Raw genomic sequence first — 16,352 nt, 5'->3', positions numbered from 1 at the left:
GGGGAAAGAATTGATGATTTAGAGGAGGAAGTAATCGTTAATCCTAGTCAACAAACATTGCAAAAAATATATCAAATTCGGCGGGAATTATTACAACTACGTCGTGCAATTTGGCCACAAAGAGATGCAATTAATTCTTTAATTAGAGATGGTAGTGAATTAATTAGTGATGATGTGAGAATTTATCTAAGAGACTGTTATGATCATGCAGTCCAAGTGATGGATATAGTGGAAACTTATCGAGAATTAGTGGCTGGTTTAATGGATGTTTATTTATCAGCAATTAGCAATAAAATGAATGAAATCATGAAACTGCTGACGGTGGTTTCTTCTATTTTTATTCCTTTGACTTTTATTGCTGGGGTATATGGGATGAATTTCAATACCGAAAAATCACCCCACAATATGCCGGAATTAAATTGGTATTGGGGCTACCCGCTATGTTTAGGAGTAATGGCGTTAGTGGCAATCAGTTTACTATACTTTTTTTGGCGACGGGGTTGGTTGACTAATTCTGTTAATTTTCAAAAAGATATTCATCGCTAAATTCGATAAAATAGAGACGTTTGATTAAACATCTCTAAGTGGTGAATGCAATTAAATAACAGGGGCTGCTGTAAATATAAACCACAGCAACAATGCTAGAACTAAAACACCAATTTTCACAAGCAGATACGTATAAGCATGAGGGATCAGCAAATTTTGGGTTGTCATATTCCACCTCTACCTACTAGTGCTTAACTAGTTATTATTTAACACAAGGAGTATTTTCCTCAATACCTTTGGCATTTTTGTTACGAATCAAGGCTTTTTCCAATTTGGTGAAGGTATTATTTATTAACTCCATTTTCTTATGTTCCTATTGTCGCTTAAAAATTGGCTAGTACCGCAGGGCAGAATTAAAAATTAATAATTAAAAAGGAGACGATACAGGCTTTTTAAGTATTTTTAATTATGAAAAAACTCAGTACAAATATTTGTGCGCCGGAAAGTGCTGTAAGTAGCAAGTTTTGGGTGAAGATTTAGACCCCACCCTCTTGCCAGTTCTTTGTTTCCTCTGTAAGAATGGAATTTCAAATTACTGTAATTGAAAACCGAGATTATTCATCAATACAATTAGGAATACCTAAAACTGCACAAGGAAAATTATGACCTAGTGTTTCAATCAGCGGATGATTGATAGATTTGCAGCCTAAAAATAGAATATCAGCAGTTTCTAATTCTACAACCTGATTAAGTTCTTTAACAATGTTACCAAACCGTAAATGAGATTTAAATGAACCCTGCCATTCTTCGGCTAAAGTTTTTGCTTGCCAAAGAATTCTATCTGCTTCCTGGAGATAAGTTCTCGATTCTCTTTCTAACTGCGGTAAAATTGCTGTTCTTTTGGGTTGATTTAATCGCAACGTGACTGGCTTTGATATATTACTTAATTGGCATTCTAATTGAGCTTTATTATCAGCAACATTGAATATATCAACATACTGATAATTGCAGTTTTCTTCTACTACATAAACAGCTTGAACTGTAACTTGCGAGTTAGTTGCTAAACTCGTTTGGTAGGCAATCCAACAGGCAATATCTAGGGCTGTATGACTTTGAGGTGAACCATTATAGCCGACAATTAAGTTAGCTGATTTTGTCTGCGAACCTCTTTTAGCAAATGATTTTTGAGTCTCTGGTAATAGCACCATTTGTTCAATTAAGTCATCACGACCTATCGCACTTTGCAAACGTGCCAACATTGTTTTGATTTTCACAGTTTTAACTTCTCTCCCTTGAAACGATTAACCAACGAGAAGCAGGGATAACAATTTTAGATATTAGATTTATCTTAAATCCAAAATCCGCAATTGATTAAGGAAGCCCCAATCATAACTGCTGTTACAGCCAAAGTTTTGGAGGTTCCTTCCATTGCCGACGGAGTTAGCTGACGGGCTAAGACTGGAAGGTGTCTCTCATAAGATTAGCCCCAAATACTTGGTTCCTCCGCTTCAAATTCAGCTTTCATGAATTTGGATTAGGCTACCCACTAAAAATATAGTAATACTATTACACTAGGTTTAGATAAAGTCAAGTTTAAGAATATTGAGGATATGCTTGTAGTGAGCAGCTTAATTACTGATTTCCCCTATTTTCTCTAATATTTAATGATTTAAACTACTTCAACTTAGCAAAAATTTAGAAGTCAGAATTTAGCCATAATTCATGGTTAAACTATGTTTAATGGCTATTTACCAAAGTTTAGGAAAAATTAACTTCTGGTTTTATCCCTCTGCTACTGTGTTCATCATACTTATTGGTTGTTACTGTTAAGCTTATCATTAGCTAGTAGTCTGTCAAATTTATTTTGACGGGTTTTTGGTAGTGCGGACCGAAAAGCCCGCGTGAGCGAGACGCTCACACTAAGTAAGTCGGCCCAATAAAATCGATATATGTTTAGTTTTGTAAAAACCGTGAAACACCCTATTTATAAGGTATTCGTTAATTTATATTTCGTTACATAGATTGATTCTTTAACGCCGGCCTACTTACAGTCCATCATTTTTATCTTGACAAACTACTAGTGTTTGTTAACAATGCTAATTTTTGCAGAGTCATTAGCATTTTTTAGCACTTCGTTTACTAATAACTTGATATATGCTGATTTAATTTCGCGTAAAGACGCTAAGAATAATTTTACATCTTTGTTTGAAATCAATAATCATCAATAACATCAGAACGGTGGGGGAGTTATTGACGCAGTAATTTTTCTTTTTTGAAATTTAAAAAATTGTGCATTTTATGTTTATCTCATTTATGAATTGAATAAAAGAGCAGCTAAGATACCCAACCAATAAGATAATAACCAACGCTTGTGTGTTAGAATAATGCTTGAGATAGCAATTATTAATCTGTCTTAATTTTATAATCCAGTTCCCTAGTTGTAAAAATTTTCAAATCTACAATTCCAGATTCCAGATATGAAAAGAACATCGTAACGTTTTGTTAAGTTAAGTCAAGCAACCTTAAGACCTGTATAGATAGGCAGATCAAGGGGAATCGGAGGATGGTAAGCTATATGGTGAAATATAAAAGTGACTTAGGACGAAGTGTTAAATGGGTGTTTCCTTAACGGCTCCTCTCCTCCTTAGGGCCGCTCGTGGTGAACAAGTAGATCGTCCCCCTGTATGGATGATGCGACAAGCGGGACGCTATATGCAAGCATACCGGGATTTGCGGGACAAATATCCTTCATTCCGCGATCGCTCGGAAATTCCCGAAGTAGCAATCGAAGTTTCCCTCCAACCCTGGAGAGCTTTCCAACCCGACGGAGTAATTTTGTTTTCCGATATTGTCACCCCCTTACCAGGAATGGGGATTGACATGGATATTGCGGAAGGGAAGGGACCGATTATTTATTCGCCCATACGCACCCAAGAACAAATTGAACAACTGCGTCCTCTAGAACCAGAAGCAGCACTGCCGTTTATCAGAACGATTTTGCAAGCATTACGGCAGGAAGTAGGCAATCAATCAACGGTGTTAGGCTTTGTTGGCGCACCTTGGACTTTAGCAGCTTATGCGGTGGAAGGTAAGGGTTCTAAAACCTATTCCATCATCAAAAACATGGCCTTCTCAGATCCGACAATTCTCCATCAGCTACTCACAAAATTAGCAGATTCTATTGCTGATTATGTCCGCTATCAAATTGATTGTGGCGCTCAAGTAGTACAAATGTTCGATTCTTGGGCAGGACAATTAAGCCCTCAAGATTATGATACCTTTGCGCTACCTTATCAAAAAATGGTGTTTGAGAAGGTGAAACAAACTCATCCTGACACACCATTAATTTTGTTGGTGACAGGTAGCGCCGGACTTTTGGAAAGAATGGCAACCTCCGGTGCTGATATTATTACTGTAGATTGGACAGTAGATATGGCGGATGCTAGAGCCAGATTAGGGAAGCAGATGAAGGTACAGGGTAATCTTGATCCAGGTGTGTTATTTGGTTCTAAGGAGTTTATCCGCGAGCGGGTTATTGACACTGTTCGCAAAGCCGGCAACTGGGGACATATCCTCAATCTCGGTCATGGTGTATTACCAGAAACACCAGAGGAAAACGTGGCTTTTTTCTTTGAAACCGCGAAAAACCTCAACGCTTTGGTGTAGTTTTTTGGGTGGGTTTTTTGCCCACCTGATTTTTATTAAACGCAAATGAGGAAATAACGAACCACTCCAGGCACAGAGGACACAGAGAGAAATTTCTGTTATTTTTGAATAGGTTAAAAGAATGCAGAATTTAGAATTTAGAATTTAGAATTACGTTTTGCAACGGGGATTTTACCCCGACGCAAAACCCGCTGCTTGTAGAAGCAGGGGACTTTAACCCCCAAAGGTAAGTTAACAGTAACATCCGGGACATCCTGATTCTGACTTAATATTTTTCTGTAATCTTTAGATTTTACAGTCCACAAGTCTCAACGCGAGAGAAGAACCTTTCATCAGGGTAAGAGCATTTCATGACCCTGGTACAAGGTAAGTGTCCTTCTGGTGCTTTTATATCAAAATTGATATCACTGTAATACTTCCAGGCTTCAAATAACCCTCCTTGCCATCCTACCATCTTTCCAAAAGTTTTCCAAATGTTCCGATCATAATTCCTAGTTCCTCCCAAACTTTGATAAATTCGTTTCTGTACAGAAAATCCAAATTTACCATTACTATATTTAAGCCATAATCTATCAATATTGTACAGGTCATCACAGGGAAAATTATCAATACTTGGAGCATCTAAAAAACCTTCTTTTTCCCGGTTTGCTACTGCTAACATTACCCGCGCTGTTTCCTCATCAGCTTCTTTCCATTTACCTGCTGCTAATAATTGTTCTAGTTTTTGATACTGACTGGTTACAGTAACAGATGGTTGAGGAATTGTTACAAGTTGTAGATATGGTGGAGGTGGTACAGGTAAAACTTTAGATGGCGATCTCCTCACATTTTGATTTAAAATATTTAACTCCTGAATAACTTCTTTCACAGATTGATAACGATGTTTAGCAATAGGATTTGCTAATTTTTCCAAAATCTTTCCTAATTCATCACTTACCAGATTCCCATTTAAATAATCTCTCCATACCCATTCCCCTTCCATTGGACTATATAAATCAAACGGACTCATTCCTGTTAATAAATGCAAACAAGTTACCCCTAAACTATATAAATCACTAATAAATAATGGTTTACCCATTGACTGTTCAGGAGCGCAATATTCAGCAGATCCAATAATTGTCCCTGTCGCCGTGCGTTGCTGTGGTTTGACTATTTTCGCCGCCCCAAAATCTACTAAAAATAACTTATTGTCACTACTGCGAATAATATTTTCTGGTTTAATATCTCGGTGAATTACCTGTTGACTATGAACAAACTCCAATATCTGCAACAGTTCTCTTAATAATAACCCAAGTTGCTTTTCAGAAAAAACGCCATTTTTATCTAACTCAGTTTGTAGAGTTTCCCCTTTCACAAATTCCTGTACTAAATATTGACGATTATCGGATGTAAAATAAGCCATTAACTCAGGTATTTGCGGATGCTTACCTAACTCCTCTAAACGTTGTGCTTCCTGTGCAAATAACTGGGATGCTTTTTCAATACTATCTGTTCCCTGTGCTTGGGGTAAAAATTGTTTAATTACACAATAAGGTTTTGATGGTTTATCCTCATCAATAGCTAAAAATGTTCTACCAAAACCACCCTGACCTAAAATTGATTTAGGTATATACCTTTCACGCAAAAGTAACTTATTACCGCACTTTTCACAATATTGAAAATTATCAGGGTTAGGAAAAAGACAGTCAGGATTAAGACATTGACGCATAGACTCACCACCAAGGCTTTACTGTAATTTTACCCTAATTAATCAAGATTTAGGCAAAATCTCTCAAAACCTCATTTCTCTGCGTCTGGAAGGGTTCATTTAAAAAAATATATAATATAACTTAACTAACACCCAGATCCCCGATTTCTTTAAGCAATCGGGGATCTATCTTCTCAAATCATGCTACAATTACGCACTGACCTCAACCATCCCCAAAAACCCCAACATCCAATTTCATGACCAAAAAACGCATTTTAGTTACAGGTGCAAGTGGCTGTATCGGTCACTATATCAGCGAAGCCTTAATTCAAAACACCAATCACGAATTGTATCTACTAGTTAGAAACCCAAATAAACTCCAAGTAGATACTACAGCCCGTCCCGGCATTACTATTCTCCAAGGTGATATGCAAGAGATTGGTAAATTCTCTGATTTACTTAAAACTATTGATATTGCCGTATTAACAGCCACTTCTTGGGGTGGTGAGGGCATTTTTGATATCAATGTCTTCAAAACTCTAGAATTAATGAGTTTGTTAAATCCTCAAAAATGTGAACAGGTAATTTATTTTTCCACTGCGAGTGTTTTGAACAACGATAATAAACCACTTAAAGAAGCCGGGGAAATTGGGACAGATTATATCCGTTCTAAATATGATTGTTTACATCAAATTGAAAAATTAGCAATTTTTCCCAAAATTACCACAGTTTTTCCTACCTTAGTATTAGGTGGTGATGATAAAAAACCTTATTCTCATCTCACCTCTGGTATTCCTGAAGTTACTAACTATATTAATCTCATTCGTTTTTTACAAGCAGATAGTAGTTTTCACTTTATTCATGGTAAAGATATTGCCACAGTTATCCAATATTTAATTGATTATCCCCCACAACAGGGAGATCCACGCCGATTTGTTTTAGGACAATCAGCATTAACTGCTAATCAAGCCATTGAAGAAGTGTGTGCTTATTTAAGTAAAAAGATTTATTTCCGCATTCCTCTATCTTTAGGTTTAGCCAATGTGATTATTGTTTTATTCCGCATTCAAATGGCGGCTTGGGATCGATTCTGTATGAATTATCGTCATTTTAGCTATGCTAATGCCATTAATCCTAGCAGTTTCAATTTACCAAATTACTGTGCAACCATGAGTGATGTTTTGAAAATTAGCGGCGTGAAAGCTGGAAAATAAGACGTTGGTGAATGAAAGTATGAATTAGTCTCACGCAAAGGCGCAAAGGCGCAAAGATTAAGAGTTTCAAAAAGGGAATTTTTGATTTTCATATCTCAATTCAGCAATACTTAAAATAAATATTACACGAAAACGCATTCATGGTGGCGACTAATGCGGACACATCCTCATCTATATAAAGTGCAGCCAAGATGGTCATACTCTGCCTAATACAGCTTTCACAGAGAGATATACTAATTCATTAGGCACATCTTATATTGCACCAATGAACTGAATTGCTAGGGACAAAAATTCCTCCGCGCGGTCAATTTGTTCTGCGGCTTGGTCTGTTGTGACGGCGTTCAATTGTCCGTAGTCGCCAGTTGTTCGCAGTTCCTGTGCTTCAATTAGGAAACGATGAAAATTAGTTGGGACTACTTGAGGTTTGGCAAATTCTCGCCCAAAAGCAGCAATAACGGCTGAATGTTTGGAAAATGAAAGTCCCTTACCCTCTAAAAATGCTTCTGCAATGTAGAACATAGCGTAGTAGGCGCGGGAGGTGGCGTAGTCTGGGTAGTTGTTGGTAAGTAGGAGTTTTGCAGCTTCTAAACTCTGTTGGGCTTTGAGGAGGAGTTCCCGTTGTTCGTCGGTCATAGAAGAACGCCTTCTTTACGGATATTACGAAGCAAAGAGCCGTTGCGGGTTTGATAGTGGGTTTCATCCATGAAAAGACAGCTAATGACAACATCATAATCTAGGGAAAGATCAGCGATCGCTTTCCCCGTGCGTTTGATTTCTTCTCCGGGGTTAACTGGAGGCTTCAGCACTACCAACACATCTATATCTGATCCAGGTTCTGCATCACCACGGGCTTGAGAACCAAAGAGGGTGAGGTGTTGTAAGCGATCGCCATACAGGTCAGTGAGTTCTTGTTTCAGGCGAGTGAGAATAGGTTTGAGGTTAATATTCATGGTTATAAGGGCGATACCTTCGGTAAGCTACGCTAACGCACTCTTCTAGTTTATCTTATGCGATCGCCCTCGGAAATGCTATAATAATGTCAGTGAGCTATGAGAACAAGTTATGCCTGAGCTAAAAGTTAGTATCAGTGAAACTACACACAAAACTCTGCTAACGATGGTGGAGGACTCTGGTGAGACAATTCAATCGGTTTTAGATAAGTAAGTCGGCCCAATAAAATCGATATATGTTTAGTTTTGTAAAAACCGTGAAACACCCTATTTATAAGGTATTCGTTAATTTATATTTCGTTACATAGATTGATTCTTTAACGCCGGCCTACTTAGAGCTATTGAAAATTATCGCAGGTCTTTGTTTCTGACACGAGCCAATGAAGCTTTTACTATTTTAAGGCAGAATGAAACACTGTGGCAAGAAGAAGTGTCTGAGAGACAGTTATGGGAGCAAACTATAGCGGACGGTGTTGAAGGTTAGAAGAGGAGGATTGTTAATTATGACTCAAGCAGTAGAAAGGCAAAAATCTATTTTAGAAATAGTCCAAAATCTAACCCCTCAACAACAGGAGGAGGTTTTAAATTTTATTGAATTTTTACAGTTCAAGTCACAAAAACATGATGTATACACAAAAGGTAAATCTCAGCAAAAATCACCAGAGGAATTAGGCTGGCCTCCTGGTTTTTTTGAACAAACTTATGGTAGTTGTCAAGATGATCCTATTATTATTGATAATGAGGATAATTTTGCCCAAAGAGAAGAAGCTGCATGATTTATTTGCTAGATACTAATGTTTGCGCTCGTTATCTTAATGGTAAGTCCTTGGCAATTCGGCAGCGGTTACGATCAACAAATATTGCGGATATTGCGGTTTGTTCTGTAGTTAAAGGTGAGTTATTTTATGGGGCGATGAAAAGCAATAATTTTGAGAAAACCCTGGATAGACAGCAAGAGTTTCTCAAGTTATTTGTTTCATTGCCGTTTGATGATGATGCTTCTTTCATTTATGGAAGAATTCGTGCAGAATTATCAGCGAGAGGAATTATTATTGGTGCTAATGATTTACAAATTGCGGCTATTGCTATGGTAAATAATTTGATATTAGTAACGCATAATGTCCGAGAGTTTAGCCGGGTAAATGGTTTACGGTTTGAAGATTGGGAAGTTTAACGTTAATTATTGTCTGAATCAGGATGTTCAGGATTAAATGATTAACAGGATGAAAAGAGGGATTAAAAGGAGAAGTTTTCGTTAGCTGTTTCAAAACTAATTATACCACTCATTTTTATCCACCTGCCGACATTCTGCAATTGATTGTTTTATCTCTGTTGCTTCTGCGTCGCTTAAAATCCCTGTAAATTTGGCTAGGGGATGATCTTCGCGTGTAGCTTTCACACGATGTAAATAATCTAGTAAAAGTTGCACAATATCATCAGGAGTTTTTTCGAGTTCTTGGATTAATTGCTCACGATTTGTCATATATTCAAGCCTCTGAAGGATAATAAGTAGGAATCGCTCTCCTCTAGTTTATCTCATGGGAATCCCTTGACTCGCTGAAGGTATCGCTCCCATGCAAACAAGATAACTGCACTAATAATTACAATAGGGTTAAATGCACTCAGGAAACCCCATCTATGGAGCGGATATTATGTTGTTCTAAGATTGAATTTATAGTATCAATTACGTCTTGCTTGAACTTATTGAAAAGGTCAGAAGTATTTGGTAATTTAAATCTAGTAATGTTGTGTTCTGGAATAATTTCACCCATTTTTTTATAATCGTTGTATAATCCTCTTAATTTTCTTACTTTATTATAGAGATTGTTAAGATCGTGTTCTAAATTTTTGTCATCAAATTTACGAATGGGTTTTGCCAGCAATTTTCCGTTTATAACTCCTGTTTTCAAGAGAGATATCAAATCTGTTAAAGCAGCCTCAAAGTCCTGATAGCTTGATTCTGTGTGAAATGAATCTTGGAGTGCTGGTCTATCAAATGCGTCTCTATATATTTTTAATGCTTCAATATCTCCTTGTTGTAGGATATACATTTCTGCTGATAAATTTAAATTTTGATAAAATATTTCACTTTCAATTAAATGGTTCAATTTTTCTAGTTTTTCATCGGAAAGGGATTTTAATTCACGTATTAAATCCTTTAAATTTATAACATCCTTCTTTGGATCAAATGTAAATAAATTTTGGGTATTAAATCCCCTTCGATATGTTTCCTGCTTGTCTCCCAAAAATAAAAATTTCAGATGATCAAAATCTTGATATTTTTTATTTCCAATAAATTTATTTATTGTGTCTTGTATTTTCTTTCGATGGTTTTTAAGAGAAGTAGATGTAACTTGAAAACAAAGTTTTCTCTCGTAGTCACCCAAATCAATTGCAGCGCATGATTTATCCTGAGAATTTAAATTAATTAAGTTATAACCATATATTATATTTAGTAGCTTGACAACAAAATATTCAGCAATAATATGCTGATCGTAGAGGTTTAACACTGCGTAATATTCTGTTGAATCTTTTAATTGAATAAGTCCACGCGTAATATTTTTTAGAAAAGTTTCCTTTTTCAGCATAGTTGATACTAACCCAAGTTGCTAATTATTAATTCAAGACTTGTACACATATTGATACGTAGTTAGTGATAAAATTCTATCTTCATCCTGTAAATCCTTAAATCCTGGACATCCTGATTCAGACAAATTCCCTAACTAACAACTTATATTACTACGGATTCTTGCTTCCATGCAACATATCCCTTGTAAACTGAGGTGCAAAGTCAATTAGCTTTAACTAGCTAAAGCAGGAATCTTCAAAGGTACAAGAGCTTTATGCAGTACACTAGGTTTTGCACTTAAATATACTTCTCGAAAATTACTCTCGTTATATCCAACTACAACCGCGCCTATGGTTGTACCAATTTCTGGATACATTTCTGGACTCATGCCTCCTTCATCTAAAAAGTCTGGGATTTTGATCAATTTAGGACGTACACGCTCAAAAATTGTTCGATAACGTTGATACTCTGCCTCATTTTCAGCCTTACGTCTAGCTAATTCTTCCGGTGATAAAGTCAGTTCCGGGAAAATTCTTCCTCTTCTCGCTGGTTGTTTTGGTGTTAGTTGAGTCATGTTTTTAAACTCCATTTCTACTATGATAATAATAATATCAAAAAAATCATCCCCAACTCAAAACACCAGCAGAAAAACCATCTTTATGAACCTTTCATTATCAGTCCTGATAGAATCTGCAAAAGCTGGAAAACTCATTAGTTTCCCCACAGATACCGTCCCCGCATTAGCCACCATACCAGTACAAGCAGAATTAATTTATGCAGCGAAACAACGCAGTTTCGATAAACCTTTAATTTTAATGGCTGCCAAAGCTGAAGATTTATGGGATTATGTTCAAGGTAGCCAAAGAGAATATCAAATCTGGCAAAAAATTGTTAATCAACATTGGCCAGGTGCATTAACTTTAGTTTTACCAGCTAGTGACAAAATTCCCACCGTCATGAACCCTGTTGAACCAACTACCATTGGGATTAGAGTCCCAAATCATCCAGTTGCTCAAACTATTTTGGCGCAAACTGGGCCAATGGCGACAACTAGCGCTAATTTATCAGGACAACCAGCTTTAGAAACCAAAGCAGCCATAGAAGCTCAATTTCCAGAGGTTTTAACATTAGAATCAACAGAATACCAAGGTTTGGGAATACCTTCCACCGTTGCTAAATGGACAGGGAACAATTGGCAGATTTTACGACAAGGTAGTATTAAATTAGATAATTATGAATTTTAGTAACTGGCTATATTTAGGAGCAGGAATAGGATTAGGAATAGGTATTTGTAGATTATTCCTTCAGCCTACAAAATCTGCATCCATTCCCATTCAAAATGCTCCACAACAGCAAGAAAACCAACTTTTACAAGAATTGAAACAAACTCAATTAGCCTATTATCAGTCCAAAGAAATGAGTCAGTTTCAAGCAGGTTTTTTAGCCCGAATTAGCCATGAATTGCGATCGCCATTAGGGAGTATAATCGGATTACATCAATTGATTTTGACAGATTTATGTGACAATCCCCAAGAAGAACGGGAATTTGTCGGACAAGCTCACGAAAAATCTCTCAAGTTATTAAAACTAATTGATGAAATTCTGAATGTTTCTAAAATTGAATCTGGTAGAAATAAATTAGATATTGAAACTTTGCAATTATCTGAATTTTTACAAGAAATTTATAACTTAACTTATCTATTAGCAGTCAATCGTAATTATCCTTTTACTTTATCACCACCAGATCCAAAAATTTACATTTTAGCAGATTCCCGTTGGCTCAAACAAGTATTAATAAACTTGATAGATACAACAATTGCTCAAATGGAAGCAGGGAATATTTATCTTTCTAGTCATCTACAACCTACAGATAATTATGTAAATATCTGCTTAGATGTACCCACTGAAACTGTAGTTACAAGTGAATCTATAGATTTGATGATAGCTGAAAATCAGACAACTCAGAAAAATATAGTTCTGTCACCAGGAATGAAACTTTCACTTCATCAAAGTTTAGTAGAATTGATGGGAGGAAAGTTAGAAATTTTGCCTTTCCCCACCAATCAGGAAGAAAAATCACAGTTAACAAGATGGCAAATATCTATGCCTCTAACGACTCCTGAAGTTGAATCTCTCCAGGAACAAAATCAAAATTAGATTGATTGTATAGCACCATTGTTGTTGTGTTATTTGCTTGAAAACCAATCTTCTCATAAAATTCCTGCTGGTGAGTTGTCATCAAATACACACGCTCTACTTTTTGCATTCGCGGATGACTTAAAACAGTTTCTACCAACTTGCTACCTAGTCCATTACCTTGATATTCTGGATGAATCACAACATCCCAAATTGTAGCGCGATAGATACCATCAGAAGTCGCTCTTGCAAAGCCAATTAATAATTCCTTCTCCCAGACAGAAATCACAGGTTCACTATTAGCAATAGCTATACCCCAATCCTTAATACTTCGTCCTTTTGCCCAAAAAGCGGACAGATTAAACAGTTCTTGGAGTTGGTAAAGATCAATATCCGCATGACTGTGGCTAAATTGAATCTGAGAATATTTCATCTATAAACACCCATTTATCCTAAGATATTTGTTTCTGTTATGGCATATTTTCCTAGAAATTACTAAACCTGTATATGTATATGCAACAGTTCAATTAAAAATTAAGAATTAAAAATTAAAAAACTCTTTTTTAATCAATCTTCCCTGTTCATTGACAAACCCACTTCCATAGAGGGTGAGAAGATCCTTGTTGACGAATACGATAAACTTGCTTTTTTAATTTTTCCTGTTCTGCCAATGGTAATCCCCACAGAATGTTGCGACTTTGCCAAACTAAAACAGAAGTTGTCACACTTATGCACAAACTTAAACCCAGGGCAGATAGAGGATGAAAAATTAGTGCATACCGTAATCCTACCCAAGTAAAATATTGTTGTAACAAGGAAATTTCCACCCGTAAATCCCACAGGCAAACAGGGGCTATTATTAGCCACAAACAGCCGGCAAATAACCATCTGCCGTATACTGTAAGCTGATGTAGCTTTTGGATTTGTTGAGTAAAAGCAGAATCTACTCCCAATTCTTCTACCTCAATTTGTGGTTCTTCGGGTTTATCCATAGGAAGAGTATAGCTTGCGCCTACAAAAAACTCTAAAATCTCGTTCCCAGTCTCCGACTGGGAATGTTTATTATTGCCGCTCTGCCGCTAGTGACAAGGAGGCTCCAGCCTCAAATTAGGCATTCCCAGCCAGAGGCTAGGAACGAGGTATTTTCCATGACTGAATTTAACTTTCTGGAGAAGTCACAGGGGGTTCAACTTGGTAATTTTGACTGCGTTCTCGCCACCAAATCAGGAGTGTACTCGCAATGAAAATACTAGAATAAGCCCCCATTATAAAGCCGACAATTAAAGCTAGAGAGAAATAATGGAGCGTTTCTCCACCAAATAGGAAAATAGCAGTTAATGTCAGTAAGGTGGTTAAAGTCGTGTTGATTGACCGAGATAAAGTTTGGTTAACAGCATCATCAACAACCTCAGCAATTGGTTGTTCAGGATGAAGTTTAATAGTTTCCCGAATGCGGTCATAAATTACCACAGTATCATTGACTGAAAACCCTGTGATAGTTAACAAAGCAACAATGAAAAGACTATCTACCTCAACACCGAAAACTAAGCCTAAAATTGAGAAAACTCCAGTTGTAATCAAAATATCGTGAAACAACGCCACAATAGCTAACAAGGCATAGTCCCATTGAAACCGAAAAGCCATGTAGATAGTAATCCCCACAAAGGAAACTATCAAAGCTAAAATTCCCGAAGTAAATAATTCCTTTCCTAAAGTCGCACCAACGGAATCAATTTGGTTTTTTTGCGGGTCGAAAACGCCGATTTTTTCAGTTAAGGCAGTTTGCAACTTTGTCCGCTGTTCTGTTTCCAGGTTTTTTGTGCGAATAGTAATGCCATTTTCTTGGCCATTTTCCGAGATTAACTGAATACTACTATCTCCAAGTCCCTGGGATTTAGCCACTTCTCGCACCAGATTAATATCTATTGGCTGGTCACAGTTACCAGGTTGGCCACAGTCCCGGACAAATTGCAACCTTGTTCCCCCAATAAAGTCCAAACTGGGACGCAGAGGCGCTTTAATGCTGGGATTTAAGGAAGATATCACCATGGAAATGATACCGACCAGAATAATAACAGCGGAAATAGTCCACCAAGTAACCCGGGCTTTGTTAATATCTAATCTCATCGTGCCACTCCTGTCTTATTTGTTACTGGCACATTAGGAGCATAAAGGTTTGGATTCCGCAAAGAGGGAATGGAAATAACTAAAAACATCAATGTGCGACTACAAGTAATTGCGGTAAACATACTCACCCCTACGCCTAAAGCTAAGGTCAGAGCAAAGCCTTTAACTAGTCCTGAACCTAACCAAAATAATGCAGCACAAGCAATCCAGGTAGTAACGTTACTATCCAAAATACTAGAAAAGGCGCGGTAAAAACCGGATTCTACGGAACGATACAAAGATTTACCTGATTGTAGTTCTTCCCTGGTGCGTTCAAAAATCAAAACGTTAGCATCAACTGCCATACCGATACTGAGAATAAAACCCGCAATTCCTGGTAAAGTGAGGGTGACACTCAGTAAACAAAAGGTAGCCCAAGTCAGTATGGAGTAAATTATTAGTGAAACATTGGCTATCATTCCCGGTAGGCGATAGTACCACACCATAAATATTAATACTAAAATCAGACCACCAATACCAGCGTAGATACTTCTTTGAATACTATCTTTTCCTAAAGTAGCCCCTACCGTTCTTCTTTCCGCAATTTCCACAGGAACAGGTAATGCACCACCGCGTAATTGTACGCCTAAATCATTGGCTTCTTGGGCTTGAAAACGACCTGTAATTACCGCAGAACCGCCAGTAATCCCAGTAGCAGCAAATTCTACACCTACACTAGGTGAACTGATCAGTTCATTATCAAGGAAAATACCGATACCACGACCAGTGCCAGCGAGGTCTTTTGTGAGTCCAGCAAAGAGTTCACCACCCTTTTGATCAAAACGGATAGCCACATCCCAGTTATTGCCTTGAGTGGGCTGACCGTAGGCATCCTGGAGATATTTACCAGTTAATGGTGGATTGGTACTTTCAAACAATTCCGCAACTGCTTGATTACTTTGATCAAACTCTTGCTTATTTTGATCAATTGCTGCTTGATCTTTACTCTTTTTCAAGTCTTCGCGCTTGGTTTTCAGGTCATTTTTTGTTACCTGAAGAGCAAAAAGTTGAGTTTCTGTATTCGGTTTTTGGACACGGAACTCTAATTGCGCCGTACCGCCTAATACCCGTTCTGCTTGTTCTGGATCATTGACACCAGGTAGTTGTACGGAAATCTTATCTGTACCGATAGTTTGAATTAATGGCTCAGAAACACCAAGACCATTAATCCGCCCTTCCACTACTTTTTTTACAGCTTCCAATTCTCTTTCGGTGATTTGGGGAATTTCCGCCGTTGGTTTCACCTGAATTGTAAGCTGTGACCCACCTCGTAAGTCTAGTCCCAAGGGCACAGGAATTGTCACAATCACCGTAATAGCGGCGATGACCAAAACTATAATTAACGCTAATAGCGATCGCTGTTTTTGCATACCATCACTCACAACTGACAAAGGTTATAATAACGTTCTTTTTGTCAGTTGTGAGGATAAATTTGGTCAGTAGTCAGTGGTCAGTGGTCAGTGGTCAGTGGTCATTGG

Annotated in this window: 18 protein-coding genes and 1 riboswitch; of the genes, 7 read left to right on the top strand and 11 right to left on the bottom strand. The window is 37.4% G+C overall.

Annotated features, from left to right (window positions below; genetic code table 11):
* Positions 1-546 (top strand): magnesium/cobalt transporter CorA (corA, locus tag FJR08_RS13585; RefSeq protein WP_168633520.1); only part of this gene is annotated, 546 nt, incomplete at its 5' end.
* Between the two features lie 554 nt (positions 547-1,100).
* Here corA and FJR08_RS13580 read toward each other — a convergent pair.
* Positions 1,101-1,745: a universal stress protein gene (locus FJR08_RS13580; protein ID WP_015083553.1), complete on the bottom strand. Its 645-nt coding sequence runs from the start codon at positions 1,743-1,745 to the stop codon at positions 1,101-1,103.
* 157 nt (positions 1,746-1,902) lie between these two features.
* Positions 1,903-2,016, bottom strand: a riboswitch (cyclic di-AMP (ydaO/yuaA leader).
* A 1,083-nt stretch (positions 2,017-3,099) separates the two neighbouring features.
* Between FJR08_RS13580 and hemE the strand changes: the two genes are divergently transcribed.
* Positions 3,100-4,152, top strand: coding sequence for a uroporphyrinogen decarboxylase (gene hemE, locus FJR08_RS13575; protein WP_168633519.1), 1,053 nt, complete (start codon positions 3,100-3,102; stop codon positions 4,150-4,152).
* Positions 4,153-4,444: 292 nt separating this feature from the next.
* On the opposite strand, the gene FJR08_RS13570 is transcribed toward hemE, so the two are convergent.
* Positions 4,445-5,860, bottom strand: a complete 1,416-nt coding sequence (locus FJR08_RS13570) for a GUN4 domain-containing protein (RefSeq protein ID WP_168633518.1) — start codon at positions 5,858-5,860, stop codon at positions 4,445-4,447.
* Positions 5,861-6,096: 236 nt separating this feature from the next.
* Between FJR08_RS13570 and FJR08_RS13565 the strand changes: the two genes are divergently transcribed.
* Positions 6,097-7,053: an NAD(P)-dependent oxidoreductase gene (locus FJR08_RS13565; RefSeq protein ID WP_168633517.1), complete on the top strand. Its 957-nt coding sequence runs from the start codon at positions 6,097-6,099 to the stop codon at positions 7,051-7,053.
* Positions 7,054-7,305: 252 nt separating this feature from the next.
* Here FJR08_RS13565 and FJR08_RS13560 read toward each other — a convergent pair whose 3' ends face one another.
* Positions 7,306-7,686, bottom strand: coding sequence for a HEPN domain-containing protein (locus tag FJR08_RS13560; protein WP_015083549.1), 381 nt, complete (start codon positions 7,684-7,686; stop codon positions 7,306-7,308).
* Positions 7,683-8,003 (bottom strand): nucleotidyltransferase domain-containing protein, encoded by a 321-nt coding sequence (locus FJR08_RS13555; RefSeq protein WP_015083548.1) that lies wholly within the window; start codon positions 8,001-8,003, stop codon positions 7,683-7,685. The genes FJR08_RS13560 and FJR08_RS13555 overlap by 4 nt, the downstream gene beginning before the upstream one ends.
* A 503-nt stretch (positions 8,004-8,506) precedes the next feature.
* On the opposite strand from FJR08_RS13555, the gene FJR08_RS13545 reads away from it, so the two are divergent.
* Entirely contained in the window at positions 8,507-8,779 is a 273-nt protein-coding gene (locus FJR08_RS13545; protein WP_168633516.1) for a DUF2281 domain-containing protein, read from the top strand.
* Positions 8,776-9,177, top strand: a complete 402-nt coding sequence (locus FJR08_RS13540; RefSeq protein ID WP_168633515.1) for a type II toxin-antitoxin system VapC family toxin — start codon at positions 8,776-8,778, stop codon at positions 9,175-9,177. Before FJR08_RS13545 ends, FJR08_RS13540 begins: the two co-directional genes overlap by 4 nt.
* Before the next feature lie 96 nt (positions 9,178-9,273).
* Here the strand turns inward: FJR08_RS13540 and FJR08_RS13535 are convergent, their stop codons facing one another.
* The 3 genes from FJR08_RS13535 to FJR08_RS13525 form a co-directional block, all read right to left on the bottom strand.
* Positions 9,274-9,486, bottom strand: a complete 213-nt coding sequence (locus tag FJR08_RS13535; protein WP_168633514.1) for a hypothetical protein — start codon at positions 9,484-9,486, stop codon at positions 9,274-9,276.
* Between the two features lie 139 nt (positions 9,487-9,625).
* A complete protein-coding gene (locus FJR08_RS13530) occupies positions 9,626-10,591 on the bottom strand; it encodes an SMEK domain-containing protein (RefSeq protein ID WP_015083547.1) in 966 nt (321 codons plus the stop codon).
* Positions 10,592-10,804: 213 nt separating this feature from the next.
* Positions 10,805-11,146 carry an RNA-binding protein gene (locus FJR08_RS13525; RefSeq protein WP_168633513.1) on the bottom strand — a complete coding sequence of 114 codons (342 nt, stop codon included), beginning with the start codon at positions 11,144-11,146 and terminating at the stop codon, positions 10,805-10,807.
* 85 nt (positions 11,147-11,231) lie between these two features.
* Between FJR08_RS13525 and FJR08_RS13520 the strand changes: the two genes are divergently transcribed.
* The gene (locus tag FJR08_RS13520) at positions 11,232-11,816 is read left to right on the top strand and encodes an L-threonylcarbamoyladenylate synthase (RefSeq protein ID WP_015083545.1); all 585 of its coding nucleotides are present in this window, start codon (positions 11,232-11,234) and stop codon (positions 11,814-11,816) included.
* Positions 11,806-12,729: a sensor histidine kinase KdpD gene (locus FJR08_RS13515; RefSeq protein ID WP_168633512.1), complete on the top strand. Its 924-nt coding sequence runs from the start codon at positions 11,806-11,808 to the stop codon at positions 12,727-12,729. Before FJR08_RS13520 ends, FJR08_RS13515 begins: the two co-directional genes overlap by 11 nt.
* Here FJR08_RS13515 and FJR08_RS13510 read toward each other — a convergent pair.
* The 4 genes from FJR08_RS13510 to secD all read right to left on the bottom strand — a co-directional run bounded on the left by FJR08_RS13510 (position 12,674) and on the right by secD (position 16,244).
* A complete protein-coding gene (locus tag FJR08_RS13510) occupies positions 12,674-13,141 on the bottom strand; it encodes a GNAT family N-acetyltransferase (RefSeq protein ID WP_015083543.1) in 468 nt (155 codons plus the stop codon). The genes FJR08_RS13515 and FJR08_RS13510 overlap by 56 nt on opposite strands.
* Positions 13,142-13,289: 148 nt before the next feature.
* The gene (locus FJR08_RS13505; protein WP_168633511.1) at positions 13,290-13,700 is read right to left on the bottom strand and encodes a hypothetical protein; all 411 of its coding nucleotides are present in this window, start codon (positions 13,698-13,700) and stop codon (positions 13,290-13,292) included.
* A 166-nt stretch (positions 13,701-13,866) separates the two neighbouring features.
* Positions 13,867-14,835, bottom strand: a complete 969-nt coding sequence (secF, locus tag FJR08_RS13500; RefSeq protein WP_168633510.1) for a protein translocase subunit SecF — start codon at positions 14,833-14,835, stop codon at positions 13,867-13,869.
* Positions 14,832-16,244 carry a protein translocase subunit SecD gene (secD, locus tag FJR08_RS13495; protein WP_168633523.1) on the bottom strand — a complete coding sequence of 471 codons (1,413 nt, stop codon included), beginning with the start codon at positions 16,242-16,244 and terminating at the stop codon, positions 14,832-14,834. Before secD ends, secF begins: the two co-directional genes overlap by 4 nt.
* Positions 16,245-16,352: the final 108 nt, after the last annotated feature.

It is taken from the genome of Dolichospermum sp. UHCC 0260, assembly GCF_009711985.1.
Taxonomy (GTDB): Bacteria; Cyanobacteriota; Cyanobacteriia; order Cyanobacteriales; family Nostocaceae; genus Dolichospermum; species Dolichospermum lemmermannii.
The sequence above is the reverse complement of the archived record's forward strand: the minus strand, read 5'-3'. Positions and strand labels throughout refer to the sequence as shown.

What these genes read in the sequence shown, in the direction of transcription:
- FJR08_RS13570 (WP_168633518.1), bottom strand. Translation starts at nt 5,860, where the DNA reads ATGCGTCAATGTCTTAATCCTGACTGTCTTTTTCCTAACCCTGATAAT.
- FJR08_RS13530 (WP_015083547.1), bottom strand. Translation starts at nt 10,591, where the DNA reads ATGCTGAAAAAGGAAACTTTTCTAAAAAATATTACGCGTGGACTTATT.
- FJR08_RS13540 (WP_168633515.1), top strand. Translation starts at nt 8,776, where the DNA reads ATGATTTATTTGCTAGATACTAATGTTTGCGCTCGTTATCTTAATGGT.
- FJR08_RS13565 (WP_168633517.1), top strand. Translation starts at nt 6,097, where the DNA reads ATGACCAAAAAACGCATTTTAGTTACAGGTGCAAGTGGCTGTATCGGT.
- FJR08_RS13520 (WP_015083545.1), top strand. Translation starts at nt 11,232, where the DNA reads ATGAACCTTTCATTATCAGTCCTGATAGAATCTGCAAAAGCTGGAAAA.
- secD (WP_168633523.1), bottom strand. Translation starts at nt 16,244, where the DNA reads ATGCAAAAACAGCGATCGCTATTAGCGTTAATTATAGTTTTGGTCATC.
- FJR08_RS13525 (WP_168633513.1), bottom strand. Translation starts at nt 11,146, where the DNA reads ATGACTCAACTAACACCAAAACAACCAGCGAGAAGAGGAAGAATTTTC.
- FJR08_RS13510 (WP_015083543.1), bottom strand. Translation starts at nt 13,141, where the DNA reads ATGAAATATTCTCAGATTCAATTTAGCCACAGTCATGCGGATATTGAT.
- FJR08_RS13545 (WP_168633516.1), top strand. Translation starts at nt 8,507, where the DNA reads ATGACTCAAGCAGTAGAAAGGCAAAAATCTATTTTAGAAATAGTCCAA.
- FJR08_RS13505 (WP_168633511.1), bottom strand. Translation starts at nt 13,700, where the DNA reads ATGGATAAACCCGAAGAACCACAAATTGAGGTAGAAGAATTGGGAGTA.
- FJR08_RS13515 (WP_168633512.1), top strand. Translation starts at nt 11,806, where the DNA reads ATGAATTTTAGTAACTGGCTATATTTAGGAGCAGGAATAGGATTAGGA.
- FJR08_RS13580 (WP_015083553.1), bottom strand. Translation starts at nt 1,745, where the DNA reads ATGTTGGCACGTTTGCAAAGTGCGATAGGTCGTGATGACTTAATTGAA.
- FJR08_RS13535 (WP_168633514.1), bottom strand. Translation starts at nt 9,486, where the DNA reads ATGACAAATCGTGAGCAATTAATCCAAGAACTCGAAAAAACTCCTGAT.
- FJR08_RS13560 (WP_015083549.1), bottom strand. Translation starts at nt 7,686, where the DNA reads ATGACCGACGAACAACGGGAACTCCTCCTCAAAGCCCAACAGAGTTTA.
- FJR08_RS13555 (WP_015083548.1), bottom strand. Translation starts at nt 8,003, where the DNA reads ATGAATATTAACCTCAAACCTATTCTCACTCGCCTGAAACAAGAACTC.
- hemE (WP_168633519.1), top strand. Translation starts at nt 3,100, where the DNA reads ATGGGTGTTTCCTTAACGGCTCCTCTCCTCCTTAGGGCCGCTCGTGGT.
- secF (WP_168633510.1), bottom strand. Translation starts at nt 14,835, where the DNA reads ATGAGATTAGATATTAACAAAGCCCGGGTTACTTGGTGGACTATTTCC.